The organism is Nevskia ramosa DSM 11499 (assembly GCF_000420645.1).
In the GTDB taxonomy this organism is placed as follows: domain Bacteria; phylum Pseudomonadota; class Gammaproteobacteria; order Nevskiales; family Nevskiaceae; genus Nevskia; species Nevskia ramosa.
Genome location: NZ_ATVI01000008.1, coordinates 93,573 through 110,133, shown reverse-complemented (window position 1 = coordinate 110,133; position 16,561 = coordinate 93,573). Strand labels below are relative to the sequence as shown.

Here is a 16,561-nt window from a genome sequence, read left to right as displayed (position 1 = left end):
ACTCACGTCATGACTCAGTGCAGCTGACTGAGCCGCGTGCGTGCCTGAGGGGCAGCGCTGGAATTCGGGAACTCCTTGATCACGCGGTTATAGGCCGCCTTGGCCTGATCCGCCTTCTTCTGATCCTGCTGGATGATGCCGGTCTTCAGCAGCGCATCCGGAACCTTCGGACTCGCCGGAAATTTCTCGAGCAACGAGCGATAGCTGGTCAGCGCGTTCGGATAATCCTTCTTGATGTAATACGACTCACCAGTCCAGTACCAGGCGTTATCCGAGTAATTACCCTGCGGATACTTGGCGAGCATGGCCTTGAAACCGGCCGTTGCGTCGTCGTACTTGCCAGCCTTGAGCTGGTCGAAGCTCTTCAGGTACAGCGCTTCTTCATCGGCAGAGGTGCTGAGCGGTACGTTCGCCGGCGGAGCCACCGTGCCGCCGAACGGCTGCGCAGCGGGATCGCCCGTTGCCCCACCGATGCTGCCGTCGGCCGTACCGATGGCATGCGCTTCGAGCGCCTTGATGCGGGCGTCGAACGATGTGATCGCTTCCTGCTGACGCCGTTCCGACTGATCGAAGTCGTAACGCAGCTGCTCGATCAGGCCGCGCAGCTTGCCGAGATCCTCGCTGACCTTCTGATCACGGCCGGCATCGACCGTGGTCTGACGTCGCGAGACTTCCGCGAGCTTGGTCTCTACAGCCTGCAGGCGTCGCTCTTCAGGACTCAGCGCCTGCTGGCCGTTGATCGGCCCGCCGTAATTGTTCGCAGCACAGCCGGTCAGCGCCAGCACCGCAAGCAGCGGTGCCAGTCTGGCCGAACGGGTGATGCGATGACGTGCAGCAACAATCACGGCGGCCGACATTCGACTTACTGACCGACGATTTCGACGCGGCGATTCTGCGACCACGACGCTTCGTCATGGCCCAGCGCGACCGGCTTCTCTTCGCCGTTCGAGGTCAGCTCGAGCTGGCTGGCGCTGACGCCGGCAGCCTGCAGAGCGGCGCTGACGGTGGCCGAACGACGCTCGCCGAGCGACAGGTTGTACTCACGCGTGCCGCGCTCGTCGGTGTTGCCCTGCAGCTGGGCCTTCGAGGTCGGATTGGCGGTCAGATAGCGCGCCCAGGCAGCGACGACGTCCTTCGACTCAGCCTTCAGATCGCTCGAATCGAAGTCGAAATAGACGATGCTCTGAGCCGAGGCCGGGGTGCTGGCGCCGGTGCTCTTGCCGCCAGCCGAGGTGGCAACGCCGCCCTGGGAGGTGGACGTCGGCGAAACCGCATCCGCCGGGGCGTTGGCGTTCTTGTCACCGGTGCTGGAGCAGCCTGTGGCGATGGCGGCGACAGCGAGGGTTGCGCAGACGAACCACTTGTTGTTCAACATTTTTCAAACTCCTTGACGACGATTTTGTTGGCGATGATGAACCCTTGCGGGTGACAAGCTGAAGAACCGCAATGAAGCAGACAAATCAGGGCTTGGTGTACGGTGCCCAGGCCGGTTCCCGGACATCGCCGGTGTGCCGCAAACGTTGGCGGATGGAGCCATCGGTCGAAACCGTGGCTAACTCGGCACCGGAGGAACCTTGTCGTGTGTAAATCACGACCGCGCTGTTGGGCGCAAAACTGGGACCTTCATCCAGGGGGCCGTCGCTGACCAGGCGCATGACGCCCGTTGCGATATCCACAAGCCCGATACGATAACCGGAACCATTGTAATTAACCAGTGCAAGAGTCTTGCCATCCGGTGAAAAACGTGGCTGCTCGTTGCGGCGGCCCTCGAAAGTGAGCCGTTTGGCTTCGCCGCCATCGATGCTCATCGTGTAGATCTGCGCGGTACCGCTGCGATCGGACAGGAAGGCAACCGTGCGGCCATCCGCCGAGACTGTCGGCGAAGTATCGATGGCGAAGCTGTCGGTGAGGCGGCGGCGGCTCTTGGTCGCCAGATCGATGACGTAGATGTCCGCGTTCTTCTGGAAGCTCAGCGTCACAACGAGCTTAGTGCCGTCTGGCGTCCAAGACGGCGCGCTGTTGATGCCTTTCTCGCCGAGAAAGGTCACGTATTCGCCGGTTGCCGGCGTCTGGATGATGATCTTCGAGCGACCGTCCTCGAAGGTGACATAGGCGATACGACGGCCATCCGGCGACCATGACGGCGACAGCAGCGGCTCGAAACTGCGGGCGATCTCGCGCGGGTTCTCGCCATCGGCATCGGCCCAGATCAGCTTGAACTGGCGGCGTCCGCCGGTCTGGATCGAGGTGATGTAGGCAATGCGGGTATCGAAGATGCCTTTGGTGCCGGTCAATTTCTCGTAGATCTGATCAGCCACCTTGTGCGCCATCGACCGCCATTCGGTCGCCCGCGTCGCGGTCGCCTCGATGGTCATGATCTTCTGGGTGCGGAACACGTCGTACAGCTCCGCTGTTGTTTTCGCACCACCACCCGGCAGGATCTGCACCTGACCAATCACCAGCGCTTCCTGGCCGAGTGCGCGCCAGGTGCGGTAGTCGACCTGCGGCTCGGTCACCGGCAGCGGATCGAAACCTTTCATGTCGGCGCGTGCCAGCGACAGAAACTGGCCGCTGCGATCGAGATCGGCGGCGACGATCTGGGCGACATCGACCGCCCCGCCCGGCGCCTGCTGGAATGGCACCACGGCGATCGGCTGGGCGCGCTTGGAGCCGCCGACCACGGTGATGTCGAGATCGGCCTGCGCCGCGAGACTCGCGATCAGCAGGCATCCGGTGAGCAGTCTTTTGAGCATGTCGTGATCCGTTTGTACGAGTAGGTCGCGGGGACTTACTGCGGTTTGAAAGTGATGTTGACGCCGGACTGGAACGCCCGTGGATCCTTGGGCAGCGGCATCGGGCTGGCCTTGTAGACAGCGCGAATGACCGAATCGTCGATCAGTGCGTTGCCGCTTGATTTCCGGATCGTTGCCGATTGCACGTCACCGGTCGCCGACAACTGCATATTGACCACGCAGACGATGCTTTGATCGGCTGTGCCAGGCGGACGAGTCCAGACCCGCTGGATCGCAGCCACCAGCTGCGTACCCCAGATGCTGACTTCCTGCGCGGTACGTTCGGCCACTTCAGCACCCATCGCTGCCGACAGCTCCGCCTCCATGGCGCGTTTCGCTTCGGCCTCGCGCTTGGTCTGCTCGGCTTTTTTCTTCTTGTCGGCGGCGAGGCGCTTTTCCTCTTCCTCGATCGCCGAGCGCGCCAGATCGTCCTGGCGCTGCTTGTCTTCCGCTTCCTTCTTTTTCTTGGCGTCCTCGGCGACTTTCTTCTTGTCGGCAAGTTCGTCGGCCTGCTTCTTCAGCAGCGCCTCCTGCGCAGTCTTCAGCTCGGTGGCTTTCTGCTCAGCCGCTTTCTGTTGCTGCTGCTTGGCTTCCTGTTCCTGCTGCTGCTTGCGCTGGGCTTCGGCCGGGTCCGGCTTCGGCGGCTCGGGCGGCGCTTCGGGCTTCGCCGGTTCCGGGGCCGGCGGCTCGGGTGTCGGCTCCGGCTTCGGCGCAGCGTTCGGCTTCGGCAGCTCGTTCGCGGAAATCAGCTGACCCTGGATGATCGACACCGGCTCGGGCACGCGGCCGCACTGCACGCCGCTGAACAGCAGCCCGAATACCGCGAGATGCAGCGCAACGGCTGCAACGATATGGCGCGTCTGAACCTTCATCCGCGCTCGGATTTGGAGGAGGTTGCCCGTGGCACCGTCGGCGCATCGGTGACGAAGCCGATCTTGGCCGCACCGGCGGCCTGCAGCAGCGACATGCCGTTGGCGACCCGGTCGTACCTGACGCCCTTGTCGGCGCGGATCAGCACCATCGTCTGCGGCTTGTTGCGCAGGATCGCACCGACCCTGTCGATCACCGTCTGGTCTTCCAGTGCCTTCTTGGCATCACCGCCGGCATCGAGGAAATACTCGCCGCGAGCACTGACGAACAGGGTCAGTGGCTCGTCGTCGGCAGACAGCGTTTCCGCCGTCGCCTGCGGCAGCTCGACATCGATGCCCTGGGTCATCAGCGGCGCGGTGACCATGAAGATCACCAGCAGCACCAGCATCACGTCGATATACGGCACCACGTTCATCTCGGCGCTCAACCGCCGCTTGCCCTTCTTGGGCGAGACCGAACCCGCCATCAGCCGGCCCTCGAACCGCCGCGCAGGCCGCGATCGACGATGCCGGTCAGCTCTTCGGCGAAGGTCGAGAAACGATTTTCAAGGCGATCGACGCGGGCGACGAAGAAGTTGTAGGCGACGACTGCCGGAATCGCGGCGAACAGGCCGATGGCGGTGGCGATCAGCGCTTCGGCGATGCCCGGGGCGACCGAAGCGAGCGTCGCCTGCTTGACGTTGCCGATCGAGACGAAGGCGTTGACGATGCCCCAGACGGTGCCGAGCAAGCCGACATAGGGGCTGGTCGAGCCGATCGTCGCCAGCAGGCTCAGGCCACCTTCGAGCTTCTCGGTTTCGCGGGCCATGACCACGCGCATCTGGCGCTGCACGGCGGCCAGCGCGTCATCGGGCGGGATGTTGGCGACCTGCTGACGTTTGAATTCCTCGTAGCCGGCGCGAAAGATCAGCGGCAGGCCTTCTTCCGGCGCGCCGCCACGGCGGTGGGATTCGTACAGGTCATCCATCGAACCACCGGACCAGAAGCGCGTTTCGAACGCGACCGCCTGATTCTCGATACGGGAAAGCAGGCCGCGCTTGGCGAGGATCACCGCCCAGGACGCCAGCGAAGCGGCAATCAGCACACCCATCACCAGCTTCACCGGAATGGTGGCCTCCAGAACCAGCTGTGTCAGCGAAAATGTGCCACTCATTCGATACCTACCCCTGTGTTCGTTTACGTGTTCGGTTGCGGTTATGCGGCGCTGCTTGATGGGTTGCGAGATGCAGCATTTTCCACTGTCTGGACGCGATTGCGAAAGCCGTCCGGCAGCGCGCAGGGTTTGAAGCTGGCGGCATCGACGCTGACCACTTTGACTTCGGCCTCGGCCAGCAGTCTGCCGTCGATATCGCCGAGTCGCAGTTGCTGCGTCATCACCAAGCTGGCCCGCTTCAGTTCCGTCACGGCAACTGTGGCAATCAGCTGGTCATCGAGCCGGGCGGGAGACCGGAAAGCGACTTCCACACGGCTGACCGTGAATGCCACCTCCACCTCGTGCCGCAGGCTTTCTTGAGAATAGCCGAGCGAGCGCAGCCATTCGGTACGGGCGCGCTCGAAGAATTTCAGATAGTTGGCGTGGTAGACCACACCGCTGACATCGGTGTCCTCGTAATAGACCCGCAGGGGCCACGAGAAGCCTGATGAGCTGATCGACATCCAGTGATTATCCCTGTTTTTGCGGCAGCGCAACAATCGACCTTGCAAACGGGCGCGAGTTCAAGATTTTCGACCCGGCACCGGTCACTCGGCACCGGTCTCCGTGAACAGGTCCGGCTCATTGCGCTTCGGCAGCGGAATTCCGTAGTGCTGATAGGCCAGCTTGCCGACCATCCGGCCACGCGGTGTGCGCAGCAGATAGCCCTGCTGGATCAGGTAGGGCTCGATGACATCCTCGATGGTGTCGCGCGCCTCGCCGATCGCGGCGGCCAGATTGTCGAGCCCGGCCGGGCCGCCGTCGAAGCGTTCGATCAGCGCCATCATCAGTTTGCGGTCCATCAGATCGAAGCCGTTGGCATCGACGTCGAGCATCTTCAACGCCGCGGCAGCGATCACCGCACTGATCACGCCGGTGCCGCGCACTTCGGCGTAGTCACGCACCCGGCGCAGAAGGCGATTGGCGATGCGCGGCGTGCCGCGCGAGCGACGGGCGATCTCGTAGGCACCTTCTTCCTCGATCGGAACGTTCAGGATCGAGGCCGAGCGCTTGACGATGGTGGTCAGGTCGGCCACCGAATAGAACTCCAGCCGCTGGATAATCCCGAAGCGATCGCGCAACGGCCCGGTCAGGCTGCCGGCGCGGGTGGTGGCACCGATCAAGGTGAACGGCGGCAGATCGAGACGGATCGATCGCGCCGCCGGCCCTTCGCCGATCATGATGTCGAGCTGGTAATCCTCCATCGCTGGATACAGCACTTCCTCGACGACCGGGCTCAGGCGATGGATTTCGTCGACGAACAGGATGTCGCGCGGTTCCAGATTGGTCAGCAGTGCGGCCAGGTCACCAGCCTTCTCGAGCACCGGGCCGGAGGTCTGGCGCAGGTTGACGCCGAGTTCGGCGGCCAGGATGTGCGCCAGGGTGGTCTTGCCGAGACCGGGCGGGCCGAAGATCAGCACGTGATCCAGTGCTTCGGCGCGAGCGCGGGTGGCGCTGATGGCGATGCTCATCTGTTCGCGCACCGCCGGCTGGCCCACGTAGTCCTCGAGCCGCTGCGGCCGAATGGCGCGATCGACCCGTTCCTCGTCGCTGCGCGCGCCTGAAGAGATCAACCGTTCCATGGGGCGGTCCGGCGGGCTGTCATCGTGGGTACGGGGCATGCCGCATTGTAGAGGGCCTTCCGCGAGTGCGGACATGCTGCGGCTTCGGCAACTTCTGAGCGACTTGCTGTCTCACCGGTGCAGCAGGCAGTGGACTATGGTGTTGTCAGCGCTTCAGGGCAGGCTTCATCCCGGCAGAACCATCTCGCAACAATAACGAGGAGCAAAGGCATGAACAAGGTCAAGGCAGTCGTTGCCTATCACAGCGGCTACGGCCACACGAAGAAGCAGGCGGAAAGCGTCGTCGCCGGGATTACCGGGGCCGGCGGCGTTGGCGTGCAGCTGATCAACGTCGCCGATCTCAACGACCACGTCTGGACGGCGCTCGAAGAAGCCGATGCCATCGTCTTCGGCTCGCCGACCTACATGGGCGGCGTGTCGGCGGACTTCAAGAAATTCGCCGATGCCAGCTCCAAGCCGTGGTTCGGCCAGAAGTGGAAGAACAAGATCGCCGGTGGCTTCACCAACTCGGCGACCATGAACGGCGACAAGTTCTCGACCATCCAGTACATGATCACGCTGTCGATGCAGCACGGCATGATCTGGGTCGGCACCGGCATGATGCCGGCCAATTCCAGCAAGGCGACGCGTAACGACGTCAACTACGTCGGCGGCTTCTCCGGCGCGCTCGCCCAGTCGCCCAGCGATCTCGGCCCCGACGAAGGCCCGCTGCCCGGCGATCTGGAAACTGCCCGCCTGTACGGCGAGCGCATTGCGCAGATCACCAAGCAGTTCAAGGGCATCACAAGCTAGCCAGGACTACGGTGGGCCGTAGCTCACGGCCGCCAGTTCCACCTCGGCCTCGCCACCGGGCAGCATCAGCTTGACCACCTCGCCGGCCCGGCGCTTGAGCAGCGCACGGGCCAGCGGGGAATCGATCGAGATATAGCCGCGCTCCGGATCGATCTCGTCCGCACCGACGATCCGGTAGCGCTTCTCGTCACCGTGATCGTCGTGCACCTGCAGCCAGGCGCCGAAGTAGACGCGCTCGGGATCGCTGGGCACCGCATCCACCACTTTCAGTTCCGGCAGCCGCAACTGCAGGTAATGGACTCTCCGATCGATCTCGCGCAGTTCCTTCTTGCGGTAGATGTACTCGGCGTTCTCGGAGCGATCCCCCTCGGCCGCTGCGGCCGACAGTGCCCGCACAACTTCGGGCCGGCGCACGCGCCACAACTGCTCGTACTCGGCACGCAAGCGTGCCGCGCCTTCTGCGGTGATGTACGGCGAACTTTTCGGTGGCGGTTCCCGGTAGCGACTCATTCAGACAGTGTGGCTGGTTCAGCCGTCGCGAGGCGGATTGAGCAGGCTGGCGTGCACACGAGCGACGAAGTCGGCGCTGCGAATCGGGCCCTGGCCCCAGCGCGCATCGAGATCGGCGGTCAGGCGGGCGGCCTGGATCTGCTTCAGCGTCTGGCCGTGCTGCATCGCAGCCTGAACCCGACCGCGAACCGTCGACAGCATGTCGCGATAGGCGATCAACTTGTCACGCGACACCGGCTCGCCGCGCGCCGGCACGAACAGCACTTCCGGCCCGCCGATATTGACCAGCCGGCCGACTGCAGCAATCAGCCCGGATATCGAGCCGCCGCGAGCGACATCGATCGCCGGGTATTGGCCCGGCGTGTACAAGCGGCCGACGTGCAGCAGATGCGCCGCCGGAAACAATGCCGCGCAAGCACCCGCCACAAGGCCGCTCTGCACCCGGAACAAGCCGATCTCGTCGCCATTCAGATGCACCGTATCGCTGTCGGCGAGCGCCACGATCATCCTGGTCGGTGCCGCCGCTGACACTTTGCTGGCAGGTACCTTCAGCAGGCCATCGAGCGTTGCATGGCGCAGTCGGCCATTGGCCATGTAAAGCACCGAGCCGTCGCCCCGGCTCATGATGAAACCGGCATCCGGATCGGTATCGACGATGACCTTCGGCACGTCGCCGCCCAGCATCGCGACGATGTCACCCTGTCGCTTGATGTCGACATCGCCGACCACCAGCAGGCCATCGCGGCCTTTGGAGACGATCAGATTGCCGGTCGGCTGCTTGAGGATCGTCACGCCGCGATCAAGCGCTGTTGCCGCGGCAACCGGAAACAGCAACAGCCAAGCGGCCGCCATGCCGAGGCGGCGCATCATTGGTACGGTCATCTCCCCTCCTCCCACTCGACGTTTTGTCTTGCTGTTTTTATTTTCCGCAGGCCTTCAGACCTGCTGGTAAACACCCGGCGACAGTGACTGGAATCACCGCCGACTGCGCCTAGCGTAACAGTGCTGTCATACGCGCGATGCGTTCGGCCTGGATACGGTTCAGATTGCGGAACACCGTTGCAGCGATCGAGGGATAGCGTTCGCGCAGTCTTTCCAGGTCCTGCGAGTTGAAACGGAGCAGGCGTACCGGGCTGGTGGTATCGACACTCGCCGTGCGCCGCTGGCCGAAATAACCGGCCTCGCCCATCACTGCGCCGCGAGTCATCGTCGACAACACCAGCCGTTCTTCGTTGCGTTCGATGGTCGCTTCGACCGCACCATCGACGACCACGTAAATGTCCCGCGACAGATCGCCTTCCTGGATGATCCGGGTACCTGCCGGATGCTTTTCCAGCCGCGACATCAGCGCGAAAAGCCTTGCTTGGCGCATCGACAGACCGGACAGCAGCGGAATCGTGTGCTGCGGACTTTTGCCTAGATCGAGCCGCAGCAAGTCCCACAGCGTGACGATGCGCAAGCGAGAACCGAGCGCCGGCGTCAGGGTCATGTCGACGATCCAGGCGACGAACAAGGTCCAGGCCGCCAGCCCACCGAACTGCCGCTGGTTGTTCAGTTCCGAACCGGCGAAAACCAGAAAGCCGAGGCACAGGCAGACCGTCGCCAAGGTGATCGGCCGCAGCACCGAGCCCAGCGCCGAGCGCACGGCTCCAGCCTCGGTGCCTTGCTCGCGGGCGTCCGCATTGAAGCGTGCGAGAAAGTGCACGGTGTCGTTGACGGCGATGCCGAGCACGATGCAGGCGATCAGGCTGGTGGTCGGGTTCAGCGGAATGCCGAGTGCGCCGAGCGTGCCGAAGTAGACGGCGATCGGCACGATGTTCGGCACCGTCGCGATCAGGCCGGCCTTGATCGAAGTGAACATCAGCGACAGCAGCGCGCCGATGGCGACCACGGCAATCGCGATCGACGCCAGATGGCCGCCGGCCAGCGCTTCGACGGCGCGGGTGGCGAGCACCGCGCTGCCGGTGAAGCGCGCGTCGATCGGCGACGGCAATTCGGCAGCGCGCGCTTCGACGCGGCGCAGGAAGGCGCCGATCGCCGTCGAGCCATCGACATTGAGACGCAGCGAGATGACCGCGGTGCGGTACTGCGGATCGATGACCCGGTTCAGCGCTTCGCTGCTGGCAAACAGCAGGATCTGCTTCACCGCCGCGCCATCGGCCGGCACGCCGAAGTACAGCGGCTCGTTGTTGTGCAGGACCAGATTGGTCAGCTTCAGCTGATCGACGAAGGACACCGCCGCGCCCACTTCGGGCTGGGCGCGCAGCCAGTCCTGAAAGCTGTCGACAGCATCGATCAACGTCGGGTTGGTCAACGCATCGGGCGCTTTGCCGTCGATCAGCACGGTGACGAAATTGGCACCGTTGAACGCCTTGGCGACTGCTTCGAAATTCTGCCGGACCGGCGTGTCTTCATCGAAGCTGTTGATGAAATCGGCACCACCTTCGATGCGGCTCGCGGAGATGAAACCGCCCACGATCAGCAAGGCCGATGCGCCGATGATCCAGCGCCGCCAGCGCAGATCGAAGCCGGTCAGCAGCTCCGCGAAGCGGCCGAACACGCGGGTGGCGATCGGCGGCGTCTCGCGATTGCAACCGGTGGCATTGAGCAGTGCCGGCAGGAACAGATGGGTCAGCGCGCCAACATACAAGGTGCCGAGGCTGGCCAGCACCGCGAAGCCGCGCACGGCGGGCAACGGATTCAGCAACAGGCTCAGGAAGCCGATCACCGTGGTTGTTGCCGACAGGGTCAGGCCGGTGGAGATGCGCTTCATCACCCAGTCGGCGCGCTGCGAATCGCGCGCATCGGGCAGCACGCTGCGCGACAGGAAATGCGCGGCCAGCAGATGGATCGTGTACGACAGGCCGATGGTGATCACCAGCGGCGGCACGATGGCACTGACCAGGTTGAACTCGATGCCGAGCAGCACCGCCGAAGCCACCGTCCAGATCAGCGCGATCGCCACCGACAGCAGCGCGGAGGCCGCCGCCATCGGGCTGCGGAAAGTCGCCAGCAGCAGCACGGCGATCACCGCGAACACAGCCGGCACGGTGAAACGCAAGGTGCGATCGAGCGCGCCACTGGTCGCTGCACGAACCGGCAGCGTGCCGGTCAGATAAACCGCATCGGCACCGCCAACCTCCTGCACCGCACGCCGCACCTGACCATCGAAATCGAGCGCCACATACTGCTTCGGCGTCAGTGCCGCCGTGGTGCTCAGCGCAAACGCGGCCGTGGTGCCGTCGTCCGATACCAGGGTGCTGCGATAGAGCGGATTGGCGAGGATCTGCGCGGCAAAAGTCTGCACCACCGCCGGATCGCGCGCGGCCTGATCGGTGAACGAAGTGACATCGATCTCGTCGCCGCTGGCCAGCAGGTTCGGCGCCGTCGCCAGCGAGAACACTTCGCTGACTTCAGGCAACTGCTTGAACTGCGCCGAGAGCTTGGCGATCCGTTCAAGGTTCTCGGCGCTGTAGACATTGGGCTCGAAACGCACCGCAACGATCAGCGGATCGTCGATGCCGAAGGTTCTGCGCACCTGGTCGAGCACCGCACGGCCGGGATCATCGACCGGCAGCAGCGCTTCGGCGGACGGATCGATGTGGAAGCGCACCGTGCGCGTGACCGGATCGATGCAGAGCAGCAGGCCGATGATCGTCGCCAGCGCCACCGCCAACAGCACGCGGCGCGGATGCTGCGCGACCGAGCCGAGCCAGGCAACGGTGTTCATCGGGCGCCCGCGGCCTCAGTTGCCACGATAGAACGAGGTGGGATCGAACAGCCGCGACGGCAGTTCCTGCTCGCTGCCGACGACGCCGACCACCTTGAGCCGGGTGCTGGTGTTCTCCTTGACGTCACGCATCGTCAGATCGGACAGATACCAGTAGCCATCGGCACGCTTCAGGCTGTCGGCCGGCGCGCTGAGTTCCTTGCGAAGCACGTTGCCTTCGAAGAATTCGGCCTTCAACGCGACGCAGGTTTTCTGGTCGACATAGGTACGAACGCGGCTGTAGCGAGCGCCGGAACCAGCTGGCGGCTGCAGTTGCAGCACGTGGACCGGACGCTGTTCCAGGATTGTCGGCTTGTCGAGGCTGGTCTGGGAATCGCCGAACGCCGCCTGCAGCTGCTTCATGTCGTTGTAGCTGAAATCGGTGCCGAGCAGCGGCGCATCGGCGGAGCCGCCACTGATCTTGCGCACGCGCTGGAGTGCCGGCAGATACAGGAAGATGTCGTCCTTCTTGCTGGCGCCACCTTCGCGCATCAGATAAGCCGCGCCGTCGAGATCGTTGGGCTTGGAGATGCGCAGCAGCACGCGGATCAGGCCGTTGTCGCGGCTGACATAGACCTTGCCTTTGAGCAGCCGCTCTGCGCCGCTGCGATCGACCGAAGCCAGTTCCACTTCCTTGATCTGCAGCGAGGGCGGAATATTCGCCCGCATGCAATTGAGCACCTTCTGCGTCGCATCATCGGCGCGCGCGCCGAGGCTTGCCGCCAGCAGGCCTGAGCACAGCCATCGACCAGCATTCATGGTGATCCCCAAGTCCCCGACGACAAGATTACCGCGCTGCCGTGAACCGGGCAGTCCCTCAGCTTTTCGGTTTTGCCGCCTCGAACGCCGCCTGCTGCGCGGGCGTGGCTTCCTGCTGATGCAAGCGCTTCCAATCCGCATAAGGCATGCCGTAGACGCGCTCTCGGGCTGCGTCGTCGCTGACTGCCACGCCGGCATCTTTCGCCGCCGCCGCGTACCACTTGGACAGGCAATTCCGACAGAAGCCGGCGAGATTCATCAGCTCGATGTTCTGTACGTCCTTGCGCTCATCAAGGTGCTTGAGCAGGCGCTGAAGCACGGCGGCATCAAGACGGTCCCGAAGTTGCTGGTCCATGGTCGTTGCTGGGTTCCGAAAGGGGAAACGATTGTGCGCGGATTGTGCGCGAAGCCCCGAATACCTGCGACAAGCCAGCGACTAAACTCCGCCCCCATTGCCTTTGCGTTGCTTCCAGACCACCCCCTCATCATGTCTACCCTTCCCCGTGTCGTCATCGTCGGCGCCGGCTTCGGCGGCCTCACTGCCGCCCGCGCGCTCGATGGCGCGGCTATCGAACTGACCGTCGTCGATCGCCGGAATTTCCATCTTTTTCAGCCACTTCTGTATCAGGTCGCGACCGCCGGCCTGAATCCTTCCGATGTCGCCTGGCCGGTCCGCGGCATTCTCAGCAAGCAGAAGAACGCCCGTGTGCTGCTCGGCCAGGTGACCGGCATCGACAGCGACGCTCGTATCGTGCTGCTCGATGACGGCCGCAGCCTGCCTTACGACTGGCTGATTCTCGCCACAGGCGCCACCCACACCTACTTCGGCAATGACCAGTGGGAGACACACGCCCCGGGACTGAAACGTGTCGATGACGCCACACTGATTCGTCGCCGACTGTTGCTGGCGCTGGAACGCGCCGAGAACAGTGACGATCCCGTCGAGCAGCAGCGGCTGATGACCTTCGCGATCGTCGGCGCCGGGCCGACTGGCGTCGAACTGGCCGGCGCAATCGCCGAACTGTGCAAGCGCGTGCTGATTCATGATTTCCGCGCCATCGATACCCGCAAGGTCCGGGTCGTGCTGATCGAAGGTGCCGATCGGGTGCTGCTGTCGTTCCCGCCGGAGCTGTCGACCTTCGCGCTCAAGGAGCTGCAGAAGAAAGGCGTGGACGTGATGCTGAATACCAAGGTCAACGGCTGCGATCCGGGTGGTCTGAGCTTCGGCGACGGCAGCGGCCTGGCCGCCGCGACCATCCTCTGGGCCGCTGGCGTCGCGGCCTCGCCGGCAGCGCGCTGGCTCGGCGCACCGGCCGATCGCGCCGGCCGCGTCCAGGTGCTGCCGGATTTGTCGGTGCCAGGCCACGAGCGCGTGTTCGTGATCGGCGATACCGCCACCGTGCAATCGAACGGCAAGGCCGTGCCGGGCGTTGCGCCCGCCGCCAAGCAGCAGGGTCAGCATGTGGCAAAAACCATCCGCGCCGCATTGTCCGGAAAATCCGCGCCGGGGCCGTTCCGCTATCGCGATTTCGGCAATCTGGCGACTATCGGCCGGCATTCGGCGGTGATCGATTTCGGCTTCCTGCGCATGAAGGGCCTGATCGCCTGGTGGCTGTGGGGCATCGCCCACGTCTACTTCCTGATCGGCGCCCGCAACCGCATGCTGGTGGCCACGCAATGGTTCTTCAACTATCTGAGCTATAGCCGCGCAGCAAGACTGATCGTCGGCAGCGATGACGATGCCGACAGCCACCGACCGTTGCAAAGCCAGTCGCAGACCCAAACTCAAGCCAGACGATGATCCTGCCCGCCATCACGCCTCGTTTCGCCGCACTCGGAGAGCCGTACTCGACGGCCATCCCGGCCCGCCCATTGCCCGCGCCGAGCCTGCTGCACGTCAATGCGGCCCTGGCCGATCAACTCGGGCTGTCGCCATCGATCGCCAGCCCCGAGTTCATTGCGCTGATGGCCGGCAACACGGCGTGGCCCGGCTACGAATCTCGGGCTTCGGTCTACGCCGGCCATCAGTTCGGTCAGTTCGTGCCGCAGCTCGGTGACGGCCGTGCGCTGCTGATTGCCGAGATCGACGATCGCAACGGCCAGCCGCAGGAAGTGCAGCTGAAAGGCGCCGGGCCAACACCGTACTCGCGCCATGCCGATGGCCGCGCCGTGCTGCGTTCGTCGATCCGCGAATACTTGTGTTCGGAAGCGATGCACGGCCTGGGCATTCCGACCACGCGGGCGCTGGCGCTGGTCGGCTCGCCGCAACCGGTGCGCCGCGAGACCGTCGAGACCGCCGCCGTGGTCTGCCGTGTCGCGCCAAGCTTTCTGCGCTTCGGCCATTTCGAGTTCTGGTACTACCGCGGCGAAACCGAGCGCCTGAAACCGCTGGCCGATCTGCTGATCGATCAGCACTTCCCCGAGTTCACCGGCAAGCCGGATCGCCACGCCTTGTGGCTGACCGAAGTGGTGCGCCGCACCGCCGTGCTGATGGCGCATTGGCAGGCGGTGGGTTTCTGTCACGGCGTGATGAACACCGACAACTTCTCCGCGCTCGGCCTGACCATCGACTACGGCCCTTTCGGCTTTCTCGATGCCTTCGACAGCCACCACATCTGCAATCACAGCGACGACAGCGGCCGCTACGCCTGGGATCGCCAGCCGGTGATCGGCCACTGGAACGCCACCAAGCTGCTGCAGGCCTGCCTGCCGCTGCTGGCCGACGAACCGAAGGCCGCCGTCGAACGCGCCCAACCGATCGCCGACAGCTATCCGGACGCCTATGGCAAGGCGATGCTGAAGCAATGGACGGCAAAGCTCGGCCTTCGTGAAGTGCGCGATGGCGACGAAACCTTGATCAACGGCTGGCTGAACCTGATGCAATCCAGCCGTGCCGATTTCACTCGCAGTTGGCGACACTTGTCGCGAGTCAAGGCCAATGAAGACGGACCAGCGCATGGCCTGCGCGACGAAATTCTCGACCTCGTCGCACTCGACGCCTGGATTCCGGACTACCGCAGCCGGCTGCGCGCCGAACAATCCGAAGATGCCGAACGTGCCGTGCGGATGAACGCGGTCAATCCGAAATACGTGCTACGCAATCACCTCGCGCAGCGCTCGATCGAACGCGCTGAAGCGGGTGACCTGTCCGAGGTCGCGACGCTCTTCGAACTGCTGCAACGGCCGTTCGACGAACAGCCGGCGTTCGAGGCTTATGCCGCCGAACCACCGCCGGAAGCGCGGATGATCGAGGTCAGCTGCTCGTCCTGAGCACCAAGCGCGCTTAGGCTTAGAACGCTGCCGCGCGCACGAACTCTTCCACGCTTCGCGCCAGCGCGAACAAGTCATAACCGCCTTCCAGCGTCGCCACAACGCGGCCCTGCGCATGCTCATCCGCCCACTCGCGGATGCGCCCGCCGATCCAGGCATAGTCGGCGAACGTCAGGTTCAAGCCGGCCAGCGGGTCCTCGCCATGGGCATCGAAGCCGGCGGAGACCAGGATCAGCTCCGGCTTGAATGCGGCGATCGCCGGGGCCCAGTGGGCTTCGACGGCGGTTCGGAATTCGGCGCTGCCATCGCCGGCGCGCAGCGGCGCATCGACGAGATGCCGGTTCTCCGGATCGCTGACCCAACCCGGGTAGTACGGGTCCTGGTAGGTGTTGCAGACCAGCACGCGGGGATCGTCGCGGAAGATGTCCGAGGTGCCGTTGCCGTAGTGGACGTCGAAATCAAGTACGGCGACTCGCTTCAGACCACAGGCCAGCGCATGCGCCGCACCGACGGCCACGCTGTTGAAAAGACAGAAGCCCATCGCCCTGCGTCGTTCGGCGTGATGGCCGGGCGGACGCACTGCGCAGAACGCGAAGCGGGTATTGCCGGCCAGGACTTCGTCGACGCCGTGGATCACCGCGCCGGCCGCCGCCTGCGCGGCTTCGGCGCTGTGCGCATTCAGCGCGGTATCCGGATCGATGCGGACCAGGCCCTGGGCTGGACGCGTCGCGAGAATGCCGTCGACCAGCCGCGCATCATGGACGCGGACCAGCGCCTCGCGCGGTGCCAGCGGTGCGGTGACGGTGCGAAACATCGGCAGCAGGCCGCTGGCGTTCATGCGGTCCTGGATCGCGTGCAGGCGGGCAATCGATTCGGGATGGCCGGCGCCCATCTCGTGCTGGCTGCAGGCGGGATGGGTGATCCACAAGGGAATGGCGGCGTTCATGAGCTGCATTTCGGGTAGCCGGCCGTTGACTGTCAAGCGCGTTAGCCTCGAACGTTCCTTCGCCCGTGGTTTCGTGCTT

At 64.3% G+C, this 16,561-nt stretch carries 17 protein-coding genes; 3 read left to right on the top strand and 14 right to left on the bottom strand.

Annotated elements, in window-relative coordinates; translation table 11 throughout:
- Positions 1 to 14: 14 nt before the first annotated feature.
- The 8 genes from ybgF to ruvB form a co-directional block, all read right to left on the bottom strand.
- Positions 15 to 845 carry a tol-pal system protein YbgF gene (gene ybgF / locus G513_RS25015; RefSeq protein WP_169560655.1) on the bottom strand — a complete coding sequence of 277 codons (831 nt, stop codon included), beginning with the start codon at positions 843 to 845 and terminating at the stop codon, positions 15 to 17.
- 17 nt (positions 846 to 862) lie between these two features.
- A complete protein-coding gene (gene pal, locus G513_RS0114030) occupies positions 863 to 1,375 on the bottom strand; it encodes a peptidoglycan-associated lipoprotein Pal (protein WP_022977487.1) in 513 nt (170 codons plus the stop codon).
- An 85-nt stretch (positions 1,376 to 1,460) separates the two neighbouring features.
- A complete protein-coding gene (gene tolB / locus G513_RS0114025) occupies positions 1,461 to 2,753 on the bottom strand; it encodes a Tol-Pal system beta propeller repeat protein TolB (protein ID WP_022977486.1) in 1,293 nt (430 codons plus the stop codon).
- A gap of 35 nt (positions 2,754 to 2,788) precedes the next feature.
- Positions 2,789 to 3,664 (bottom strand): cell envelope integrity protein TolA, encoded by an 876-nt coding sequence (gene tolA / locus G513_RS0114020; protein WP_022977485.1) that lies wholly within the window; start codon positions 3,662 to 3,664, stop codon positions 2,789 to 2,791.
- Complete coding sequence (tolR, locus tag G513_RS23115) at positions 3,661 to 4,128, bottom strand: protein TolR (protein WP_022977484.1); 468 nt, start codon at positions 4,126 to 4,128, stop codon at positions 3,661 to 3,663. The genes tolA and tolR overlap by 4 nt, the downstream gene beginning before the upstream one ends.
- Positions 4,128 to 4,814, bottom strand: coding sequence for a protein TolQ (gene tolQ, locus G513_RS0114010; protein WP_022977483.1), 687 nt, complete (start codon positions 4,812 to 4,814; stop codon positions 4,128 to 4,130). The genes tolR and tolQ overlap by 1 nt, the downstream gene beginning before the upstream one ends.
- A 41-nt stretch (positions 4,815 to 4,855) precedes the next feature.
- Positions 4,856 to 5,317 carry a tol-pal system-associated acyl-CoA thioesterase gene (ybgC, locus tag G513_RS23110; protein ID WP_022977482.1) on the bottom strand — a complete coding sequence of 154 codons (462 nt, stop codon included), beginning with the start codon at positions 5,315 to 5,317 and terminating at the stop codon, positions 4,856 to 4,858.
- Positions 5,318 to 5,401: 84 nt separating this feature from the next.
- Complete coding sequence (ruvB, locus tag G513_RS0114000; protein WP_022977481.1) at positions 5,402 to 6,436, bottom strand: Holliday junction branch migration DNA helicase RuvB; 1,035 nt, start codon at positions 6,434 to 6,436, stop codon at positions 5,402 to 5,404.
- 210 nt (positions 6,437 to 6,646) lie between these two features.
- Here ruvB and G513_RS0113995 point away from each other — a divergent pair, with 210 nt between their 5' ends.
- Positions 6,647 to 7,228 carry a flavodoxin family protein gene (locus G513_RS0113995; RefSeq protein WP_022977480.1) on the top strand — a complete coding sequence of 194 codons (582 nt, stop codon included), beginning with the start codon at positions 6,647 to 6,649 and terminating at the stop codon, positions 7,226 to 7,228.
- A 6-nt stretch (positions 7,229 to 7,234) separates the two neighbouring features.
- On the opposite strand, the gene greB is transcribed toward G513_RS0113995, so the two are convergent.
- The 5 genes from greB to G513_RS0113970 form a co-directional block, all read right to left on the bottom strand.
- Positions 7,235 to 7,738: a transcription elongation factor GreB gene (greB, locus tag G513_RS0113990; RefSeq protein WP_022977479.1), complete on the bottom strand. Its 504-nt coding sequence runs from the start codon at positions 7,736 to 7,738 to the stop codon at positions 7,235 to 7,237.
- Positions 7,739 to 7,756: 18 nt separating this feature from the next.
- Positions 7,757 to 8,620: an MBL fold metallo-hydrolase gene (locus G513_RS0113985; protein WP_156891680.1), complete on the bottom strand. Its 864-nt coding sequence runs from the start codon at positions 8,618 to 8,620 to the stop codon at positions 7,757 to 7,759.
- A gap of 109 nt (positions 8,621 to 8,729) precedes the next feature.
- Positions 8,730 to 11,468 carry an MMPL family transporter gene (locus tag G513_RS0113980; RefSeq protein ID WP_022977477.1) on the bottom strand — a complete coding sequence of 913 codons (2,739 nt, stop codon included), beginning with the start codon at positions 11,466 to 11,468 and terminating at the stop codon, positions 8,730 to 8,732.
- A gap of 15 nt (positions 11,469 to 11,483) precedes the next feature.
- Positions 11,484 to 12,266, bottom strand: a complete 783-nt coding sequence (locus G513_RS0113975; protein ID WP_022977476.1) for an outer membrane lipoprotein-sorting protein — start codon at positions 12,264 to 12,266, stop codon at positions 11,484 to 11,486.
- Between the two features lie 58 nt (positions 12,267 to 12,324).
- Positions 12,325 to 12,621 carry a DUF1244 domain-containing protein gene (locus G513_RS0113970; protein ID WP_022977475.1) on the bottom strand — a complete coding sequence of 99 codons (297 nt, stop codon included), beginning with the start codon at positions 12,619 to 12,621 and terminating at the stop codon, positions 12,325 to 12,327.
- Between the two features lie 132 nt (positions 12,622 to 12,753).
- On the opposite strand from G513_RS0113970, the gene G513_RS23105 reads away from it, so the two are divergent.
- Positions 12,754 to 14,067 (top strand): NAD(P)/FAD-dependent oxidoreductase, encoded by a 1,314-nt coding sequence (locus tag G513_RS23105; protein WP_051144433.1) that lies wholly within the window; start codon positions 12,754 to 12,756, stop codon positions 14,065 to 14,067.
- Complete coding sequence (locus G513_RS0113960; RefSeq protein WP_022977473.1) at positions 14,064 to 15,536, top strand: protein adenylyltransferase SelO; 1,473 nt, start codon at positions 14,064 to 14,066, stop codon at positions 15,534 to 15,536. Before G513_RS23105 ends, G513_RS0113960 begins: the two co-directional genes overlap by 4 nt.
- A gap of 19 nt (positions 15,537 to 15,555) precedes the next feature.
- Here the strand turns inward: G513_RS0113960 and G513_RS0113955 are convergent, their stop codons facing one another.
- On the bottom strand, positions 15,556 to 16,482 hold the full coding sequence (locus G513_RS0113955; protein WP_028475553.1) for a histone deacetylase family protein: 927 nt from the start codon (positions 16,480 to 16,482) through the stop codon (positions 15,556 to 15,558).
- Positions 16,483 to 16,561: the final 79 nt, after the last annotated feature.

Coding starts and splice junctions, on each gene's coding strand:
- pal (WP_022977487.1), bottom strand. CDS start 1,375: ATGTTGAACAACAAGTGGTTCGTCTGCGCAACCCTCGCTGTCGCCGCC.
- tolB (WP_022977486.1), bottom strand. CDS start 2,753: ATGCTCAAAAGACTGCTCACCGGATGCCTGCTGATCGCGAGTCTCGCG.
- tolA (WP_022977485.1), bottom strand. CDS start 3,664: ATGAAGGTTCAGACGCGCCATATCGTTGCAGCCGTTGCGCTGCATCTC.
- tolR (WP_022977484.1), bottom strand. CDS start 4,128: ATGGCGGGTTCGGTCTCGCCCAAGAAGGGCAAGCGGCGGTTGAGCGCC.
- tolQ (WP_022977483.1), bottom strand. CDS start 4,814: ATGAGTGGCACATTTTCGCTGACACAGCTGGTTCTGGAGGCCACCATT.
- ybgC (WP_022977482.1), bottom strand. CDS start 5,317: ATGTCGATCAGCTCATCAGGCTTCTCGTGGCCCCTGCGGGTCTATTAC.
- ruvB (WP_022977481.1), bottom strand. CDS start 6,436: ATGGAACGGTTGATCTCTTCAGGCGCGCGCAGCGACGAGGAACGGGTC.
- G513_RS0113995 (WP_022977480.1), top strand. CDS start 6,647: ATGAACAAGGTCAAGGCAGTCGTTGCCTATCACAGCGGCTACGGCCAC.
- greB (WP_022977479.1), bottom strand. CDS start 7,738: ATGAGTCGCTACCGGGAACCGCCACCGAAAAGTTCGCCGTACATCACC.
- G513_RS0113985 (WP_156891680.1), bottom strand. CDS start 8,620: ATGACCGTACCAATGATGCGCCGCCTCGGCATGGCGGCCGCTTGGCTG.
- G513_RS0113980 (WP_022977477.1), bottom strand. CDS start 11,468: ATGAACACCGTTGCCTGGCTCGGCTCGGTCGCGCAGCATCCGCGCCGC.
- G513_RS0113975 (WP_022977476.1), bottom strand. CDS start 12,266: ATGAATGCTGGTCGATGGCTGTGCTCAGGCCTGCTGGCGGCAAGCCTC.
- G513_RS0113970 (WP_022977475.1), bottom strand. CDS start 12,621: ATGGACCAGCAACTTCGGGACCGTCTTGATGCCGCCGTGCTTCAGCGC.
- G513_RS23105 (WP_051144433.1), top strand. CDS start 12,754: ATGTCTACCCTTCCCCGTGTCGTCATCGTCGGCGCCGGCTTCGGCGGC.
- G513_RS0113960 (WP_022977473.1), top strand. CDS start 14,064: ATGATCCTGCCCGCCATCACGCCTCGTTTCGCCGCACTCGGAGAGCCG.
- G513_RS0113955 (WP_028475553.1), bottom strand. CDS start 16,482: ATGAACGCCGCCATTCCCTTGTGGATCACCCATCCCGCCTGCAGCCAG.